Genomic DNA, 16554 nt, shown 5'->3' on the forward strand with positions numbered 1-16554 from the left:
CTATTTGTAATCTAAATCCAAAAAGTAGGTGAATTATGACTCAAAGGGATATTGCAGGATATTTAGATATAGATAGAACAACTTTATATAACTGGAAGAAAAAAAAACCAAATCTTTATAAAACTATTATGCTTGGGCTTATGATAGAAGAGATTATCGAAAAATCAGAAAAAAGCTTGGAAGAGATAAAAGAACTAAAAAAAGAGTTTGAAACTAAAAAATCATAATTTTTATATATTTTAATAATTTTTGGTTATTATCTTAAATTATAAAAAATAGTGGATTGTATAATGGAATGCTCAGAAGAGAATTGTAATTTAAAAATACTTGAAAATGACAGTAAATGCATTTTACATAGTAATAATAAAGATAAATCTTTTAGAAAATTTTGGATTGAAATTAGAAAAGATTTAAAAAAAAATCATTCTATTTGTAAATATAGTGGTTATTTTAATTCCAATATAATATATAAAAATGTTAAATTTCCAATATTTGAAGAACATAGAGAACCAGAAAATAAATATGATTTAGATGCTGTAAATAATTTCTATTTTGGAAATAAAGATGAAACTCATGAAGAACAACCTTATCTTGATAGCATAATTAATGAATGTAATATAAAATTTGAAAATTGCGATTTTTGGGAAGAAGTGCATTTTAAGAATTATCATTTTAGTAAGAATTTAAGCTTTATAAACTGTACATTTGAAAAAGAGATATTTTTAAATAATAATATAAATGCAAGTATTGAATTTATAAATTGTACTTTCTATGAAAAAACTGAATTAACAAAAACTATTTTTAATAAAAATCTTACTTTTAATAATTGTATTTTAAAAAAAGAATTAAGTTTAGAAAATACTATTTTTCAAGAAAAATCTAAAGTAAGAATCCAAAATTGCAAACAAATAGCCAATGCAAATTTTAGGAATACAACTTTTAAAGATTTAGCTGATTTTAATAGCTCAACTTTTAAAGAAACAATTAATTTTGAAAAAACAACTTTTGAAGATATTTCAGTTTTTGAAAATGTAACATTTAAATGTTCTGTTGATTTTAAATACACAACTTTCAAAGAACTTGCACAATTTAATAATTCAATATTTTATGAAGATTTCAATTTAGAAAATGCTATCATAAAAAATGAAATTAATTTTTTAAAAGTAAAAAATGGAAAGAATGAAGATTTAAAAGCTAAAAATATTGCAAATAGAGAAACAGCAAGGATAATAAAACACTCTTTTGAAAAATTAAACAATATCATTGAAGCAAATAAATATTATGCATTAGAGATGAAAAAAAGAGAAGAAGAACTTTCTTGTAGTTGTTCAGCTGATGAAATAATATTTTTTTTACATAAAATAACTTCAAATCATTCACAAAGCTGGTTATTAGCTTTAATATGGATTGTGATTTTTTCTATTTTTGGAACAGGAAATAACCTAGCAGATTCAATATCCAAACTTTATTATTGTGTAGAACCATTTGATTTAATAGCAAAATCTTTTTATTCAATATTCAAATTTAATAGTGAAAATATCACTTTATACAAATTAATAATAAAGCTTTTTATGGGATATTTGATTTATCAATTTATTATTTCAATAAGACAAAATACAAGAAGAAAATAATATAAGCTAGATTTATTTAATAAAACATCAATCCCAAAGATTTTGATTGAAAATACCAAGGATAACAATCTTATGAAAATATTTTCGTTTTAAATAAACATAAAATTGCATATAAAAATACAATTATTTACTCCTCTTTATCCAATATAATAATTAATTTAGTTTTTTATTGTATAATTTAAAAAATTATTTTAGGAGTTTATATATTATGAGTTTATCAAAAAAACTATTAGCAGAATTTATAGGTACATTTTGGCTTGTGCTTGGTGGTTGTGGGAGTGCTGTATTAGCAGCAGGTTATCCAGAACTTGGTATTGGATTTGTAGGAGTTTCACTTGCATTTGGTCTTACAGTTTTAACTATGGCTTATGCAATAGGACATATTTCTGGTTGCCACTTAAATCCAGCAGTTTCTATTGGACTTTTTATTGGTGGAAGATTTAGTTCAAAAGAGCTTATTCCATATATTATTTCACAAGTTTTAGGTGGTATTGCTGGAGCATTTATTTTATATCTTATTGCTAGTGGAAAAGCTGGTTTTGATGTAACTGCTGGATTTGCTTCAAATGGATATGCAGAGCATTCACCAAATGGCTTTAGCTTAGTTTCAGTATTAATAGCTGAAATAGTTATGACTTTTATGTTTTTGATGATTATCTTAGGTTCAACAGACAAAAGAGCTCCATCTGGATTTGTTCCTATTGCTATTGGTCTTGCTTTAACTTTAATCCACTTAATAACTATTCCTGTTTCAAACACTTCAGTAAATCCTGCTAGAAGTACTGCTGTTGCAATATTTCAAGGTTCTTGGGCTATTGATCAATTGTGGTTATTTTGGCTTGCTCCAATAGTTGGTGCAATTATTGCTGGAATTGTATATAAATTTTTTGAAACAAAAGAAAACTAAACATTCAATCCCTTTGTGGGATTGAAATATTGCATTAAATAAATAATAATTAATTTATAACTTATATACAAAACGGTATTTTAATTGCAAGATAAGATAAGATAAGATATTAACTTATTTTGCAAGGAAACTATTTGGATTATAAAAAGCCTACAATACTTATTGTCGATGATATGACAACTAACTTATTATTACTATCTGATTTATTACAAGATGAATACGAAATCAAAGTGGCTAAAGGTGGCACTAAAGCACTAGAGATATTAGATGCTCCAAATAAAATAGATTTAGTTCTTTTAGATATTGAAATGCCAGATATAAATGGATATGAAGTTTGTAAAAAACTAAAAAACAACAGTAAAACAAAAAATCTTCCTATTGTATTTGTTACAGCAAAAAATAGTGAAGAAGATGAAGAATTTGCCTTGAACCTTGGAGCTATTGATTATATTACAAAACCTTTCAACAAAGCTATTGTAAAACTAAGGTTAAAAAATCATATCAATCTTAAACTAAAAACTGATTTGCTAGAACAATTATCAATGTATGATGGTTTGACAAATATAAGAAATAGAAGATTTTTTGATGAAGCTTTTGAAAAAATCTTTCTTGAAACAAAAAGAGAAAAATCTACTTTAGCTGTTTTGATGATAGATATAGATTTTTTTAAACCATACAATGACAACTATGGACACGGAAAAGGTGATGAAGCTTTAAAAAAAGTAGCATTTACTTTACAATCCACTATCAAAAGACCTTCTGATTTAGTAGCACGTTATGGAGGAGAAGAGTTTATAATAGTTTTAAAAGATATAAATAAAGAAGGTTTAAAAACAGTTGCAAACAATCTTTTACAAGCAGTAAGGGATTTAAAAATCACACATCATTTTTCAAAAGTAGAAAAATTTATAACAGTTAGTATTGGAATTTCTTATTATTCTTCAAATTTTGATATTATGCGACTTGAACTTTTAGTAAAAGCTGATGAGGCTTTATATAAAGTAAAAAATAGTGGTAGAAACAATTTCTTAATAACGGAGGTTTAGTATTTTGAATGAAAAATATTTTAAATATAAATTTTTATTTCTTATAATATTTTTATTTATTTGTTCATTTAGTGCATTATTTTACATATTTTATGATTTTCAAAAACAAAAATTAAATAGCGAAAAAAAAGAACAAATAAAAAAAATAAATAACTCTTTTTATAAAAATATAGAAAAACATTTAAAAGATTACTCTTATGAACTTAGTAACAAAATATTAGAAGACCCAAAAGTTATAAAAGCAGTAAAAGAGCAAAATAAAGATAAATTAGAACAACTAACTATTGATAAATACAATATCCTTTTAAAAAAAGACCCTTATATTAGACAAATGAACTTTATTTTTAAAGATGGTACAAATTTACTTCGTTTACAAAATCTTGATTTATCAGGAGATAATATCTTAGAAAAAAGATATATGTTACAAGAAGTATTTACTAAAAAAACAACTCTAACTGGTTTTGAAATCGGAACAACAGGTTTGTCATACAGAGTTATAGTTCCTTTATTTGATGAAAATAACGATTTTATAGGTGCTTTTGAGATAGGGATTTCTTTAAGAAAAATACTAGATACAATAACTTTTTTCAATAATATTCAAGGTGTTTTTTATGCAGATCAAATAAATCAAGTCATAACTTCTTCATCATTGATTGATTTTAATTTTTTAGAATATATAAAGGATTTTAAAAATGAAAAAACAACTAAAGATATTGTATATGATAAAAAGCATTTAACTTTACAATTTTTTAATATAAACTCTTTTAATAATGAATTTTTAGGAAGTTTTATATTTTTACATGATTTAACATCATATTATACAGATTTTGAAAATACTCTAAAAAAACTGTTTTTAATATCTTTGATTACAATCCTATGTATATTTTTGTTAATTATTTATGTATTTAATACTTTTTATAAACAAATTTCTATACAAAAAAATAGAGCAGAAAAGATACTAAACTCTTCAAATAGTATGGTAATAGTAACAAATAATGGAAAAGAGTTAATTCAAGTAAATAACACTTTTTTAAATTTCTTTAAATTTAAATCTATAAATGAATTTAAAAAACAGTACAAATGTATTTGTGATCACTTTATAGATGAACATGGGTTTTTACAAGAAAAAATGGGAGAGGTTACTTGGGTTGAATATATTTTAAATAATCCCAATAAAACTCATCTAGCAAAAATAAAAAAAGAGGATAAATATTATATTTTTAAAGTATTTGTAAATTTAGTAGAAGATAAGGTTTTCAATGAAAATGAGTTTGTATCTACTTTTGAAGATATTACCCAAGAACTTGAAAATGAAAAGGCTTTATTAAAAGCAAATGAATCAAAAAATCAATTTTTGGCAAATATGAGCCATGAGATGAGAACTCCTATGAATGCAGTAATAGGACTAAGTGAGTTGATGTTAGATACTCAACTAGATGAAAAACAGTATGATCTAATCTCAAAGATAAATACATCTTCAAAAATGCTTTTAGGAATTATTAGTGATATTTTAGATTTTTCAAAAATAGAAACTGGAAATTTTGATTTACAAATTCAAGCTTTTTCTTTAGACAATATATTATCTCAATTAAAAATTATTTTTGCACAAAATTCTACACATAAGAATTTGGAACTCTATTTTTTCAATAAAACAGGTACTCCAAAAGTTATTTTAGGAGATAAACTAAGAATAATTCAAGTTTTAACAAACTTCTTAAGTAATGCTTTAAAATTTACAAAAAATGGAAATATTACTTTAAAAATAGAACTTATTGAAAAAATATCAAATACTCGTGCTAAACTAAAATTTAGTGTAAAAGACACTGGCGTAGGAATGAACAACAAAGAGATTTATAATCTATTCAAACCTTTTGAACAAGCTGATAATTCAATTACAAGAAAGTATGGTGGAACAGGATTGGGGCTTACAATATCTCAAAGAATCATAGAATCAATGAATAGTAAAATAGAACTTCAAAGTAAAAAAGGAGAAGGAGCAGAATTTAGTTTTACACTAGAAGTTGAAGTTTTAACATGGGAAAAAGAGAATCAATTAAACGATAAAAAATTTAAAATCTTAATAGTTGATGATCAAGAGATTTCACGAATTATTTTAAAAGATATGCTAGAAAATTTCGGTTATGTTACTTTTGAAGCAAAAGATGGTATAGAAGCTGTTGAAATGGTAAAGAAAGCTGATTTAGAAAATGAACCTTTTGACTTTATTCTTATGGATTGGAATATGCCAAGACTTAATGGAAAAGAAGCAATAAAAAAAATATATGAACTACATACAAATAAAATAATTCAAAAAAATATTCCATCTATTTTGATGGTTTCTGCATATTCAAAAGAAGAGATTAATTTAGATGATATTTCTATTGATAGTTTTTTATCAAAACCTATTACAAATTCAACACTTTTTGATGCTTTAGCTATGGCAAAAAAAGGAATAGTAAAAAAATCTCCTATTGATATTAGCAAAGAGTGTCCAAATCTTTTTGGTTTAAAAATATTACTTGTTGAAGATAATGAGATAAATCAAGAAGTAGCTTCAATGTTTTTACAAAAAGCAGGTATTGAAGTAACCATTGCAAATAATGGTTTAGAAGCAGTTGAAGAATACAAAAAAAACCAAGGAAAATATGATTTAATTTTAATGGATTTACAAATGCCAATTTTAAGTGGCTATGATGCAACAATACAAATCAGAAAATTAGATAAAAAGATTCCAATAGTTGCCCTAACAGCAGCTGCGATGATTGAAGATAAAGAAAAAGTGCTAGAAGTTGGTATGAATGACCATTTAGGAAAGCCTATAAATAGTGATGAATTGTATAATACTATTATAAAACATGCAAAAAAAATTACACAAAAAACTCTTATACAAACAAAAACAAAAGAGTCATCAAATATTACTTTAGATATGGAATTTTTAGAAAAGACTCTAAGTAGCAAAGAGTTGATAAATAAGCTATTATTAAAGTTTTTAGAACAATTAAATGAAGAGTTTATTGATATTGTTGAAAAAATTAAACAAAATGATAAAAAAGCTCCTAATATGATACATGGATTAAAAGGAGTAAGTGGAAATTTAGGAGCAACTGCACTTTTTAAAATTTGTCAAAAAATAGATAGTAAATATAAAAACAATAGTGCAATAACTTCTTTAGAAATTGAAACACTAGAAGAAGAACTAGCAAAAATAAAGATAAATCTTAAAAACTTAAATGAAAAAGAAAATAAGTCAAAAGATGAAAATACAAATCTATTAAATGAAAAAGAATTTAAAGAATTACTAAATTCAATTAAAAAAGATTTGCAAGATGGAAGTATTATAAGTAAAAATAGTTTGGATACTCTATATACAAATTTAAAAAATATTTTAAATAATGAAGATATAGAAAAGCTAAAAGAGAATATTGATGATTTTGAATATGGTGAAGCTTTGAATATTTTAAATAAATTAGATTAAAAGTAAAAGTTCTATTTTGATAAAATACAATCTTAGAAAAAAGAAGGATTAAATTTTATGCTAAAAGAACAATTTTTAAATGATTTACAAAAAATATATGATTTTTTAAATGAACAAAAAACAAAAACAAATGAACTAATAAAGTATTTAGAAAATGAAGAGTTTGATAAACTAGGACTTATTGATGATTTTGCAAAAGCTTTAAATCTTGAAATGAAAGATGATTTAAGATTTGCACTTGTAACTAGACTTGTAAACCTAAGAGATGATAGTTTGGTTCAAGTATTAAAAAAACTTGAAAAAAATGAGAAGGAAATCATTTCTTATCAAGAAAAAGCTTATCAATTTGTAAAAGAGTATTGGCATAAAATTCATACAAAATTTATAGATTTTATTGTACAAAACTCTCTTTTAACACCTTTTTATAGAGAAGTTTTTATAGGAGTTTATAATGTTGGACTGCAAATGAGTTCTTGGCAAACTTCTTGGACAGCACATATTATAAATGGTATAAATAAAGAGTTAGTTGCCAAATTTGATGGCGATGAAGCAAAGATTATGAAATATCTTGAAGATGAAAAACTTTTTGATTTAGGACATGGAGGAATAACTGCTGATAGATGCTATTCAGCTTTGGTAAAAGATGGTGAAAAGTATAAATCACAAGCATATATAAAAGCTTTCAAAAAAGAGACAACTGAAGTAGTTGATGCACTTGAAGAGTTTGCAGATAAACTAATAGAACTTGAAGATGAAATATACAACCAAAAGTGGGATTATATTTTATATATTCAAGCACTTATTAAAGCTTTTAGTGAAGATAGAACAAATGAATTAGTTTCAAAATGGGCAGATGTAGATAGAGCTTGGATGAAAATAAAAACTCCAATCCAAATAGGACATCCTTTAGAATACTACGAAGACCACTTTAGAAAAGCAGTTGCACTAGAGTGGGATATAAGACTTACAAATCCAAAATTTGCTCAAAATGACCATAGAGTAAATAAAATAAAATCAGCATTTAGTAAAATCTATAGTAGTTTTGCTCCTTGCGAAAACTATAAAAAAATCTATGATTTCAGCTTTGCATCTTTAGATAAAGTTCAACTTTATGTAGGACGACCTGCACTATTTTTTGGAGCAGAATTAAATGGGCTTTTTTCAGCTCAAGTTGTACCAAATGATGAAGTGGTGAGTTTAGAAGAAGGTAAAAAAATCTTTGCATTTAGTGATGAAATCTTACAAAGTAGTAGAGCAAAGCCATTTTTAAAACTAAGCCGAGAAATCTTTGGTCAAGAGTTACTTACTCGTGATAGAACGTTTTTATTTAATGAAACTGCTTCTTGGCACCAAGTTTATGATATAAGCACTATTGGGCATGAATATGGACATATTTTATGGTGTGATGAAGAAACTGAAAGTGTTATGAATAAAACTGGAAATTTCAAAAATATAGAAGAATTCAAAGCAACAACAGGTGGATTAATCTCTTACTTTTTAGATGAAAATAGTGATGAAAAACACCTAAAAGAGCAAGTTTTAATTGATTTAGTTAAAAGAAGTGTAGGACTTATTGGTTGGATGGAAGTTGATGAAGTTCAACCATATTATTGTGAAGGATTGATACATCTTTGTGGGCTTTTTGAAAGTGGTGTTTTATCTTGGGATAATGAAAATAAAAAATTAAACATAGATATAAATGATGACAAATTTGAAGCTTTAAAAGCTTGGTACATAAAAACTTATACAGCTTTAGCAAAACACTATTTAGAAAAACTTGATGCAACAACTTTTTTAAATCGTTATGCAACAAAAAAAGAAAAATATTTTATGCCAAATGATGAAAATATCAACTCATTTGTAAAATACTACTTTAAAAGATACCAAGAAATAGGACAAGAGTTAGATAATGTTGATAAAAAAGAGAATTATATAAAAAAAGAGTTAGTATTAAACTAACTCTTTTGATTATAACCAATCATCTTTATAGGATTTATAATCACTATCTAATGTTTTAAAAATATCCTCATATTTTTTACAATTATCTAAAATATTACTTTCTAATTTTTCTAAAAATTTGATTTCATTATCACTATATAAACCTATCATATCATTTTTAATTATTCCAATATTCTTACGAATATTATTTACAATTAACTTAAATTCATTTTTTATTAATCGTGGTTGAATATCTGTATGGACACAAAAACCAACCATATCATAAGTACCCATTTTTTTTGAATCAAATTCATCACCAAAAGCCATAGCAAAATTATTATGGAATTGAGGATACATATCAATGTTTACTAAATCATAAAGTGGGGTTAATTCTAGCCCATTTTTATTTACAAAAAAAGATATATTTTTTGCATGAGCATCAAAATTATTTATACATAGATTAAATAGTGTCCATTTCAAAAGATTTAATTTTGTTAAAATTTTATTTGTTGTTAATTTTGAAGATTCAAATAAATTTTTAAAATTTGCATCACCTCTATAATCGGTATAAACCTTTTCATATTTCATATTAACATCTAAATCCAATAATTGGCATCCATCAATAATATGTCTTTTATAAATTTCAAAAGATTTATCATCAATTTCAAAAAATTCTCTATCAAATCTCTTTACAAATAAAACATTTTGAGTACCAAACTTTCTTATTTCAACTTCTGCAACATTTAAACCACATAATTTAGCTAATTTCATACAAAAGTATTCATTTAAAACTAAATGTATATCATCTTTTTTTTCAAATTTTAATATATGAGTTGAAGCAATTTTTCCTTCTCCTATACCATACTTATTATCTTTCAATACTACTAAGGGCAATTTATCCTGAACACCTGATAAACTAAGTCTAATTTTTCCATCCCACAAAGTAATATTTATATTCTCTTTATTCATAATTCTTTCAGTCAATTCTTCATTACTTATTTCTCTAAAATTAGTAACTAAAATATTATCTGGGCTAAATGTTAAAGCACCAGCAGTTTCATTTCCAATTGCTTCAAGCAAACCAAATTTATTAGCTTTTGAAATTTGTAATATTATACTAATGGCATCTAAACCATTACCTTCTGGTAAAAGATTATTTACAAACTTTTTAATACTATTTGAATCTATTTGTTCATCAAATTTAAGGTGTGGAGATAATTCAAATCCTATATTTTTCCAGTTTTCATCATATATTAATTTAACATCATTTGAATTTAAATCAATTTCTATGATTCCTACTCGTTCATTATTACAAAAAATATTAATATTATGTTTCATTTATCTTTTCCATCTAATTGAATATCAATACCTAGACCATTTACAACTTTTAAAAAACTATCAAGAGTAACTCCACCTTTATTATTATTTTCAAGCTTTGTAATAACATCAACAGGAACATTACACAATAATGCTGTTTGATGAGAAGTTAAATTTGATTTTGTTCTTTTTGCTTTAATGAATTTTCCTAAATATTCAATAGTTATTTCTCTATCATAAATAGGATAATCAGTTGGTATAACTTTTTTTGCCATTTTATCCCTTAAAAATACTTGATTTAAAGTATTATATATTAAAGTTAATATTTAGTCAATTAAAATACTATAAAAACAGTATTTTATATATTTTATAAATTAATTAATTTCAAAATACTTGATTTACAGTATTATATATAAAAATCAATATATGAAATAAAGATTTTAATCATCTAATTAATCTTTTACTAATATTTTTTTGCTATAAATTTCAAAACTACTAAAAAGATTTCTTATGAAAATTTTACTTATTGAAGATGATTATTTAATTGGTGATGGAATTGTTACTGGTTTCAAAAAATTTGGCTTTATCATAGATTGGTTTGAAGATGGATTTGATGGAAAAGATGCTTTAATGATGGTAAATTATGATGCTGTAATACTGGATTTAACTCTTCCAAATATTGATGGGCTTGATATTTTAAAATTTTGGAGAGAGAATAAGATAAAAACTCCTGTGATTATATTAACAGCAAGAGATGCTATAAATCAAAGAGTTGAAGGATTGAACAAAGGAGCAGATGATTATCTTTGTAAACCTTTTTCTTTAGCTGAATTACATGCAAGAGTTAGTGCTTTGATAAGACGAAATTATAAAGAAGTTTCACAATTTATAGAAGTTGGAGATATTAAACTTTATATAGCAGAACAAAAAGTGTTAAAAAATGAACTAGAAGTCGAACTTACAACAAAAGAGATAAAAATTCTTGAACTTTTTATACTAAACAAAGGAATAGTTTTAAGCAGAGAGATAATTTCTGAAAAACTTTATGATTTTGACAAAGAGATAAATTCAAATACTCTTGATGTTTTTATACACTCTATTAGAAAAAAAATCGGAAATGAGTATATCAAGACAGTTTATGGGGCTGGATATAAACTAGAAGAGCCAAAATGAAAAATTTAAGTTTAAGATTACGACTTGCCATTGTTCTACTTCTTTTATTTATAGTTACATCTTTTATTGTAAGTTCTATAACAATTTATCAAACAAAAAAAACTTTAATTGAATTCTTTAACACAGAACTTTTCCATTTTGCAAAAAAAATTTCAAACTCAAATATAGATATTTTTCAAAACTATTTAAATCATGATATTAATAATGTAGAAAAATTTATGTCTGTTGATGATGATGCTTTAACTTTTTCAATATTTTCAATAAATGGAGAAATTTTATATACAGATGGGGAAGATAGTAAAGATTTCAAATTTAATAATGAAGTTTTAAATAATTCAAATGGAATATTTTTTGAGAAAAATAAAAAGTTTAGAACTATTTGGATGTTGAGTAGTGATAAAAAATTTGTAGTTGTAGTTGCCCAAGAAAAAGAGTTTGTTGATGATTTGATATTTGATATAGTTGAAGATTTGATATATCCTTGGCTTTTTATACTACCTTTTTTAGCTATTTTTACCATACTTTTAATAACAAAAGAGCTAAAACCTTTAAACAATATATCAAAAAATTTAAGATTAAGAAACCCAAATGATAGCTCTTTATTAGATGAAAACACAACAAAAGAGTTAAAACCAGTTGTAAAAGCTCTAAATTCACTATTTTTAAAAACAAGCAATATGATAGAAAAAGAGAGACGATTTACTTCAAATGCATCTCATGAACTCAAAACTCCACTTAGTGCTATTAAAATCCAAACAGAAGTTGCAAAACTATCTTTTGATGATAAAGAACAACTTTTAAAATCACTAAATAATATAGATATTGGTGTAAATCGTGCTACAAGAATGATTGAGCAACTTTTAGCACTTTCAAAAATTGATTCTATAAAAGAACTAGAAAATATCTCTTATATAAATTGGATTGAGATTATAAGTTCAAGTATAAATGAACTTGAACATAAAGCAAAAGATAAAAATATAAAGATTAATTTCAATTACGAAAAAAATATAAAGGCTCTAAAAGGTGAACCATTTGTATTATCTTTACTTATTATAAATTTACTTGATAATGCTATAAAATATAATGACATTGGTACAAAAATAGATATAAATCTACAAAAAAATAAACTGTTTATATCAGATAATGGTAAAGGAATAAAAGAAGAAATTTTAAAAAATATTGGAGAAAGATTTGTAAGAGATATTCAAGAAAAACAACTAGGAAGTGGTCTTGGATTTTCTATTGTTACACAAATTGCAAAAATTCATAACTTACACTTAAGATTTGAAAATATATCTCCAAATGGATTTAAATCTATTATTTCTTGGTAAAAATTAATATTTTACTAATAATTATTTGTTTTAATTACAATATTAAAATAAAAAAGGATTAACAAAATGAAAAAAAGTTTTATATTATCAAGTTTATTGTTGGCTTCAACAACAGTTTTTGCTGAATTTGTAAGCACAACACAAAATCAACAAGGTGGATTTACTGGTCCTAGTATTTCAAAAACAACAGTAGAAAAAGCAAAAACATTTAAAGATGATATGCCTGTTGTACTAGAAGGAAATATTGTAGAACATTTAGGAAAAGATAAATATCTATTTCGTGACAAAACAGGCGATATTACAATAGAAATAGATCATGATGATTGGAATGGAGTTCAGGTATCTCCAAAAGATAGTGTTACAATCTATGGTGAAGTTGATAAAGATTGGAATTCACTTGAAATAGATGTTGATAGTGTTGTAAAAAAATAAATTTTATAAATTAAAAAGAGTTAATATTTTAACTCTTTCTAGTTTTTTAATTCTTTAAAAAAATCTTCTATTGGAATATCTAAAGCTTTTGCTATTTTATATAAATGTTCCAAATTAAAATGCTTTCCATTTGTATTATTTTCTGCATAATTATAAAATGCATTGCCTTTTTGTCCTATAGTTAGGGCTAATTCTAGTTGAGTCATACCTTTTTCATTGCGATATTGTTTTACATTTTTTGAAACAGTTTTATAAAATTTTATAATCTCTTCGTCATCAACATTTGAAATAAACATAGTTACTATCCTATTGGTTAATTAAAAACTAATGATAGATGAAGTAGAATACTTATTCAATTGTTTATAGAATACTAATCTATAGGATATATATTAATAATGCAAGATTTAATACAAGAAAATGAACAGTTAAAAATAATTAATTATGAATTAAATTTATTTTTAGAACAATTTAAAGAATTATCTTATTCTTCAGAAACAGATTTGAATGGGTTTGTAACTGATATTAGTCAATCTTTTTGTGATTTGATAGGATATAAAAAAGAAGAACTTATTTGAAAAAAACACTCAATTTTAAAGCATCCCTTAGAACAAGAATCAAAATACAAAGAACTTTGGGAAAATATAACAAACAATAAGCTTTGGATAGGTGAATTGAGATGTTTAGACAAGAATAAAAATGATATATGGTATAAAACTACAATTTTTATTAAAAGAGACATAAAAGGAAATATCTTAGGTTATGCTGCAAAGAGGCAAGATATAACAGACAAAAAGAAATTAGAGAATTTAAGTATAACAGACACTTTGACAAATTTGTACAATAGAAGATTTTTTGATGAAATAGTAAGAAAAGAGATAAATAGAGCTAGAAGGATGAATAAGAATTTTATTTTAATGATGATTGATATAGATAATTTTAAAAAGTATAATGATACTTTTGGGCATTTATATGGAGATAATATTTTAAAAAAAGTTGCAATTGTTTTAAAAAGATTTACGAAAAGAGCAAATGATTTTGCTTTTAGATTAGGAGGAGATGAATTTTCTATAATATCTATGGATTTTGATAAAGATAAAATATTAATATATTCTAATAAAATAAAAGAAGAGATAACAAAGTTAAAATTTAAAAATAATATATGTATTACAATTTCAATAGGAGTATATATTTTGGAACAAAATGAAAAAACTAGTTTAAAAGAGATTTTTAAATTTTCAGATGAAGCACTATATAAAGCTAAGAACTTAGGTAAAAATCAAGTCGTTGTTTATTTATAAAGAGCCTGTAAAATAAATTTTATAATTTAAAAAGAGTTAATTTCTTAACTCTTTTTTTTGAATATTCCAATAAACTTTGCAAAAACAAAATATAAATATGATTTAAAACTTTTAGATTTATCTTGTTCATTTAAATACACTACAATTTGTGTATTTCCAAACATACTAGCAAACATCAGTGGAGTTGTACCCATTCCATTATTTTCATGCATATTCGCTCCAGCATTTACAAGTAATTTCACAATATCTAAATACCCTTTGAAACAAACACCAGCAAGTGGAGTTTGTCCTTTATCATTTTTTCTATCTACATCGGCTTTGAAATCTAAAAGCATTTGTACTGTTTCAAAGTTTCCATTATAAGAAGCTAACATTAAAAGAGTATTTCCTTTATGATCAGTTAGATTCACTGCCATTCCAGACTCTAACATAAGTTCTAAATCTTGAGTTTTACCTTGTCTTGCAAAATCAAGTGCCAAAATTTGTAACTCTTCATATCGTTTTTGCTCTTCTTGTGAAACTTCCATTATTTTTCCTTATATTCCTAAAGCTTTTTTAACACCGCTTGCATAATCACTATGAATTTGTTCAAAAAGTGCAATTTGTCTATCAACAATATTTCTAGGAACTCCATCCATTGCATCTTTAATATTGCTAAATAGTTGTTCTTTTTGATTATCACTCATAAGTAAAAACAAAGCTCTTGGTTGTGAAAAATCATCATTTCCATCTCTATGATTGTATCTTTTAGCTATATCTCCAACTTCTAAATCGGGCTCTAAGAAGCTACTATCTTCAATTGCTCCATCAAAACTATTTGGCTCATAAAATGCTTTTGTTGGTTCTTTTACTTGGAAATTCATACTTCCATCAAGATTATATGTATTTACCTCAACTATTGGTCTATTTACTGGTAACATTTCATAATGTGTTCCAACTCTATATCTTTGTGCATCTGGATATGAGAAAATTCTAGCTTGTAACATTTTATCAGGAGAAAAACCAATTCCTGGAACTATATTTGATGGACTAAATGAAGCTTGTTCAACTTGTGAAAAATAGTTTTTTGGGTTTTCATTTAAAGTCATAGTTCCAACTTTTATCATAGGATAATCACTGTGTGGCCAAACTTTTGTTAAATCAAATGGATTAAAATCACAGGCTTTTGCTTGTTCTTCATTCATTATTTGAATTTCAAAACTCCATTTTGGGAAATTTCCTTTTTCTATATTTTCAAATAAATCTCTTTGATTTGACTCTCTATCTTGACCAACAATTTGTGCTGCTTCTTTATTTGTAATAGTTTCTATTCCTTGAAGAGTTTTAAAGTGGAATTTAACCCAAAATCTCTCATTATTAGAATTTATTAAACTATATGTGTGTGAACCATATCCATTTACATTTCTATATGATTTTGGTAGTCCTCTATCTGACATCAAAATCGTTACTTGATGTAAACTTTCAGGACTTAAACTCCAAAAATCCCACATTGCAGTATTACTTCTTAAGTTTGTTTGAGGATCTCTTTTTTGTGTATGGATAAAATCAGGAAATTTATAAGCATCTCTTACAAAAAATACTGGTGTATTATTTCCAACTAAATCCCAATTTCCTTCTCTTGTATAAAACTTAAGTGCAAATCCTCTTACATCTCTTTCAGCATCAGCAGCACCTTTTTCTCCTGCAACTGTTGAAAATCTTAAAAGAAGTTTTGTTTTTTCACCTTTTTGTAAAACTTTTGCTTTTGTATATTTTGATATATCTTCAGTTATTTCAAGCTCTCCAAAAGCTCCACTTCCCTTTGCATGAACAACTCTTTCAGGGATTCTCTCTCTATTTTGATGAGCTAATTTCTGAATTAGTTGATAATCTTGTAATAAAACTGGTCCTCTCTCACCTGCTGTTAGTGAGTTTTGATTATCCGAAATTGGATTTCCAGCTGTTGTTGTCATTATTTTTTTCAATATATCCTCCTTTATTTAAAGGATAAAAATTATCCTTTGATA

General features: G+C 24.9%; 16 protein-coding genes. 11 read left to right on the forward strand and 5 right to left on the reverse strand.

Features of this window, described 5'->3' with window-relative positions:
* The first annotated feature begins 35 nt into the window (after positions 1 to 35).
* The 6 genes from ACNSOS_RS03510 (at position 36) to ciaB (ending at position 9018) form a co-directional block, all read left to right on the forward strand.
* The gene (locus ACNSOS_RS03510) at positions 36 to 227 is read left to right on the forward strand and encodes a hypothetical protein (RefSeq protein ID WP_418185956.1); all 192 of its coding nucleotides are present in this window, start codon (positions 36 to 38) and stop codon (positions 225 to 227) included.
* 63 nt (positions 228 to 290) lie between these two features.
* On the forward strand, positions 291 to 1631 hold the full coding sequence (locus ACNSOS_RS03515) for a pentapeptide repeat-containing protein (protein ID WP_418185957.1): 1341 nt from the start codon (positions 291 to 293) through the stop codon (positions 1629 to 1631).
* Between the two features lie 208 nt (positions 1632 to 1839).
* The gene (gene aqpZ, locus ACNSOS_RS03520; protein WP_418185958.1) at positions 1840 to 2538 is read left to right on the forward strand and encodes an aquaporin Z; all 699 of its coding nucleotides are present in this window, start codon (positions 1840 to 1842) and stop codon (positions 2536 to 2538) included.
* A gap of 134 nt (positions 2539 to 2672) precedes the next feature.
* Positions 2673 to 3584 (forward strand): diguanylate cyclase domain-containing protein, encoded by a 912-nt coding sequence (locus tag ACNSOS_RS03525; protein ID WP_418185959.1) that lies wholly within the window; start codon positions 2673 to 2675, stop codon positions 3582 to 3584.
* A gap of 4 nt (positions 3585 to 3588) precedes the next feature.
* Positions 3589 to 7059 (forward strand): response regulator, encoded by a 3471-nt coding sequence (locus ACNSOS_RS03530; protein ID WP_418185960.1) that lies wholly within the window; start codon positions 3589 to 3591, stop codon positions 7057 to 7059.
* Between the two features lie 57 nt (positions 7060 to 7116).
* Positions 7117 to 9018: an invasion protein CiaB gene (ciaB, locus tag ACNSOS_RS03535; RefSeq protein ID WP_418185961.1), complete on the forward strand. Its 1902-nt coding sequence runs from the start codon at positions 7117 to 7119 to the stop codon at positions 9016 to 9018.
* Positions 9019 to 9027: 9 nt separating this feature from the next.
* Here ciaB and ACNSOS_RS03540 read toward each other — a convergent pair whose 3' ends face one another.
* Together ACNSOS_RS03540 and ACNSOS_RS03545 are read right to left on the reverse strand one after the other, a co-directional pair.
* Positions 9028 to 10335, reverse strand: a complete 1308-nt coding sequence (locus ACNSOS_RS03540; RefSeq protein WP_418185962.1) for a HipA domain-containing protein — start codon at positions 10333 to 10335, stop codon at positions 9028 to 9030.
* Entirely contained in the window at positions 10332 to 10589 is a 258-nt protein-coding gene (locus ACNSOS_RS03545; RefSeq protein ID WP_418185963.1) for a helix-turn-helix domain-containing protein, read from the reverse strand. Before ACNSOS_RS03545 ends, ACNSOS_RS03540 begins: the two co-directional genes overlap by 4 nt.
* A gap of 235 nt (positions 10590 to 10824) precedes the next feature.
* On the opposite strand from ACNSOS_RS03545, the gene ACNSOS_RS03550 reads away from it, so the two are divergent.
* From ACNSOS_RS03550 to ACNSOS_RS03560, 3 genes are all read left to right on the forward strand, one after another.
* Positions 10825 to 11487 (forward strand): response regulator, encoded by a 663-nt coding sequence (locus tag ACNSOS_RS03550; protein WP_418185964.1) that lies wholly within the window; start codon positions 10825 to 10827, stop codon positions 11485 to 11487.
* Complete coding sequence (locus tag ACNSOS_RS03555) at positions 11484 to 12818, forward strand: ATP-binding protein (protein ID WP_418185965.1); 1335 nt, start codon at positions 11484 to 11486, stop codon at positions 12816 to 12818. Before ACNSOS_RS03550 ends, ACNSOS_RS03555 begins: the two co-directional genes overlap by 4 nt.
* 66 nt (positions 12819 to 12884) lie before the next feature.
* Positions 12885 to 13250 (forward strand): YgiW/YdeI family stress tolerance OB fold protein, encoded by a 366-nt coding sequence (locus ACNSOS_RS03560; RefSeq protein ID WP_418185966.1) that lies wholly within the window; start codon positions 12885 to 12887, stop codon positions 13248 to 13250.
* A 38-nt stretch (positions 13251 to 13288) separates the two neighbouring features.
* Here ACNSOS_RS03560 and ACNSOS_RS03565 read toward each other — a convergent pair whose 3' ends face one another.
* Positions 13289 to 13546, reverse strand: a complete 258-nt coding sequence (locus tag ACNSOS_RS03565; protein ID WP_418185967.1) for a helix-turn-helix transcriptional regulator — start codon at positions 13544 to 13546, stop codon at positions 13289 to 13291.
* Positions 13547 to 13645: 99 nt separating this feature from the next.
* On the opposite strand from ACNSOS_RS03565, the gene ACNSOS_RS03570 reads away from it, so the two are divergent.
* Both ACNSOS_RS03570 and ACNSOS_RS03575 read left to right on the forward strand, forming a co-directional pair.
* On the forward strand, positions 13646 to 13825 hold the full coding sequence (locus ACNSOS_RS03570; RefSeq protein WP_418185968.1) for a hypothetical protein: 180 nt from the start codon (positions 13646 to 13648) through the stop codon (positions 13823 to 13825).
* Between the two features lie 96 nt (positions 13826 to 13921).
* Positions 13922 to 14548 carry a diguanylate cyclase gene (locus tag ACNSOS_RS03575; RefSeq protein WP_418185969.1) on the forward strand — a complete coding sequence of 209 codons (627 nt, stop codon included), beginning with the start codon at positions 13922 to 13924 and terminating at the stop codon, positions 14546 to 14548.
* 44 nt (positions 14549 to 14592) lie between these two features.
* Here the strand turns inward: ACNSOS_RS03575 and ACNSOS_RS03580 are convergent, their stop codons facing one another.
* Both ACNSOS_RS03580 and ACNSOS_RS03585 read right to left on the reverse strand, forming a co-directional pair.
* The gene (locus tag ACNSOS_RS03580; protein WP_418185970.1) at positions 14593 to 15075 is read right to left on the reverse strand and encodes an ankyrin repeat domain-containing protein; all 483 of its coding nucleotides are present in this window, start codon (positions 15073 to 15075) and stop codon (positions 14593 to 14595) included.
* Positions 15076 to 15084: 9 nt separating this feature from the next.
* Positions 15085 to 16500, reverse strand: a complete 1416-nt coding sequence (locus ACNSOS_RS03585; RefSeq protein ID WP_418186307.1) for a catalase — start codon at positions 16498 to 16500, stop codon at positions 15085 to 15087.
* Positions 16501 to 16554: the final 54 nt, after the last annotated feature.

The sequence above is a fragment of the Aliarcobacter vitoriensis genome (assembly GCF_048320235.1).
GTDB classification, from domain to species: domain Bacteria; phylum Campylobacterota; class Campylobacteria; order Campylobacterales; family Arcobacteraceae; genus Aliarcobacter; species Aliarcobacter vitoriensis.